2 protein-coding genes are annotated in these 2922 nt (G+C 45.2%); one reads left to right on the top strand and one right to left on the bottom strand.

What is annotated here, in order from left to right:
- Positions 1–366: 366 nt before the first annotated feature.
- Positions 367–2115 carry a DNA repair protein RecN gene (gene recN / locus LC605_RS32195; protein WP_229551430.1) on the top strand — a complete coding sequence of 583 codons (1749 nt, stop codon included), beginning with the start codon at positions 367–369 and terminating at the stop codon, positions 2113–2115.
- A 399-nt stretch (positions 2116–2514) separates the two neighbouring features.
- Here recN and LC605_RS32190 read toward each other — a convergent pair whose 3' ends face one another.
- Positions 2515–2760 (bottom strand): hypothetical protein, encoded by a 246-nt coding sequence (locus LC605_RS32190; RefSeq protein ID WP_229551429.1) that lies wholly within the window; start codon positions 2758–2760, stop codon positions 2515–2517.
- Positions 2761–2922 lie beyond the last annotated feature (162 nt).

Genomic DNA, 2922 nt, shown 5'->3' with positions numbered 1-2922 from the left:
AAAACAGTTACGCAGTTGGTTGAAGACTGGATCGACAGGTTGCCTAGTCCCAAGATTGACGACTCCTTATCCACCCCACTCCCTAATCAATCTGACGATTGATTAGGGAGTGGGGTAGAATCGTCGCCATCCGCTCCCTATCCCCACCTTATGAGTACATTGAAGGTGGGGACTTGGGCGACACGTTAAATTTAAATCTCAAATCCCAAATCTCAAATCTCAAATTCATACTCCCCAGTGGTCTGCTAGACTTAAACGGGCATACTAGTTCAATAGTAGTCGGTATTGCTAGTTGCTGAAAGATCATACTTATTATCTTGTAAATTAGAAGTATCCGGCATCTGCCCTCACGGAGAATTTGGCTTGATGTTGCTTTGCCTGCGAATTGAAAACTTTGCCTTAATTGACCAACTGGAATTGGAATTTGGCGCGGGACTAAATGTGTTAACAGGTGAAACCGGCGCTGGAAAATCGATTATCTTGGATGCCATTGATGCCGCTTTGGGCGGTAAAGTCTCTAGTCGAGTCATTCGCACAGGGACAAGTCGGACGATGGTAGAAGCGACTTTTACCTCAAATGCCCCCCTAGGGGCTTGGTTGACCGAACAAGAAATAGATTTGCTTGATGAAAATTCCGTAGTCATTAGCCGAGAAATTACAGCCACTACTAGTAATATCCGCAGTCGTTCGCGGGTGAATGGTGTGTTGGTAAATCGCCAGATCATGGGAGGAATGCGCGATCGCTTGGTAGAAATCACGGCCCAAGGTCAAACGGTACAAGTAGGACAATCTGCCCAAGTCCGCGACTGGTTGGATTTATATGGCGGCGACTCTCTAATGCAGCAGCGTCATCAGGTCGCCACCAGTTTCAGTGCTTACCAACAGGCGCATTTAGCATTAGAAAAACGCCGGACATCAGAACGGGAACGCTTGCAACAACTCGACTTGCTCACTTATCAAGTGCAAGAATTGGCAGCAGCTAATCTCAGTGAACCTAATGAATTGGAACAGTTAGGACAAGAATCAGAACGCCTAAATCATGTCGTCGATTTGCAACAAATGAGTTACAAGGTCTATCAGGCTTTGTATCAAAACGATAATGAAACTCCCGCCGCCGCAGATTTATTGGGAGACAGTGAGGCGACATTAACTGACATGATGGAATACGATACCCAACTGCAACACCTGTTGGAATTGGTGCGAGACGCCCAAGCCGCGGTAATGGAAGTGGGAAGGCAGATTAATGCTTATGGGGATGGTTTGGAAGCCGATCCGCAGCGATTGTCAGAGGTGGAAGAACGGATTCAGGAATTAAAACAAATTTGCCGCAAGTATGGGCCGACACTTACAGAAGCGATCGCTTATTACCAACGTATCCAAGGGAAATTAGCCCAACTTAACGACAGCGAACAATCTATCGAGAGTCTCGAACAGCAAGAAAAGGCCTGTTTTGAGAAACTCACGCAAACAAGTAATCAGCTAACTCAACTGCGGAGTAAGGCGGCTGCTAATTTAGAATCACGTTTGATCGCCGAACTCAAGCCCCTAGCGATGGAAAAGGTGAAGTTTCTGGTTGAAATATTACCAGCTTCCCCAACTGCGATGGGAGCGGATAAAATCACCTTTACATTTAGTTCCAACCCTGGAGAACCACTGCAACCTTTAACGGAAATTGCTTCTGGCGGGGAAATGAGCCGCTTTTTACTGGCGCTGAAAGCTTGTTTTTCTCAGGTTGACGTGGCTGGGACAATGGTTTTTGATGAAATTGATGTCGGGGTTTCAGGAAGAGTCGCCCAAGCGATCGCTGAAAAATTACACCAACTAAGTCAACGCAACCAAGTATTATGTGTTACCCACCAGCCTTTAGTTGCGGCAATGGCTGATCGGCATTTTCGCGTAGACAAGCAAACTATTAATCCAACTAAGGGTAAAAAAGCCAACAATGATAATGGCGAGCAGCGTACCGTTATTAGAGTTACTACCTTGGATAATTTAACCACCCGCCGGGAAGAATTAGCGCAATTAGCTGGTGGTAAATCTGCAAGTGACGCGATCGCATTTGCCGAATCTCTATTATTACAAGCTGCTAACCACCGTCGTGCAGAGCATACTTAACGAAATAATTACGAATTACGTTAGCGGTAGCGAGCCTTCGAGCGTCCGCAGGAGCGTCATTACGAATTACGAATAAGGCGACTCTTTATTCATCAAAGTCTCCTAAGTACAATATTTCATAAATTCGTAGCGAATTCTCTTTGCGTTCCTTTGCGCTTCCCTTTGCGCGACGGCAGTCGCTACAACGGGGGGAACCCCCGCAACGCGCTGCCTCCCCTTTGCGTTTAAATTTTAACCGTCAATTCGCCACGATTTTATGGAAAGCTGTACTAAGTACACGTCACCAGAAATCAGGTACGGAATCAACTTTTGGAATGAACAGTCCAAAAATGCGATCGCCTTAACGGGAAAGCCTAATTGAGCAAGTTATTAATCTCCGTGTCTGGAAACCTGAGAGTGTTAAAGGATATAAGTAATACGATAATCAGGATGTGCTGGATTTGGAATTAACCGCTGATTTTTACAATCCACCAGGAAATCTAACTTCTCCAAAACAACTTGACCGATTAGCACTGCATCACCCGTTACAAGAGCATCTTCTGTCGTTTGACGACCTTCACACTCAATTAGCAGAGCTTCCGTAACCCCCACCAATCCCTCACGTCCATCAGCATACTTGGCTTTCTGTTGGCCTCGAATCCGCAAGCCCAGTTTTTGTACTATCTCTTCCGAAATCACCAGGTATTAGAAAACTTTAAACAAAATCTATTCAGATATAGCCAATAAATGGCTATAATCTCTACTGAGAGCAGTAAGAAGCTACCTCAGACTGATTAAGAAGACCTTAATCAATAAAAAAAGTAATCC

Source organism: Nostoc sp. CHAB 5836, assembly GCF_020829445.1.
In the GTDB taxonomy this organism is placed as follows: Bacteria; Cyanobacteriota; Cyanobacteriia; order Cyanobacteriales; family Nostocaceae; genus Nostoc.
This window is presented reverse-complemented; position numbering and strand designations above follow the sequence as displayed.

What these genes read in the sequence shown, in the direction of transcription:
- recN (WP_229551430.1), top strand. Translation starts at nt 367, where the DNA reads ATGTTGCTTTGCCTGCGAATTGAAAACTTTGCCTTAATTGACCAACTG.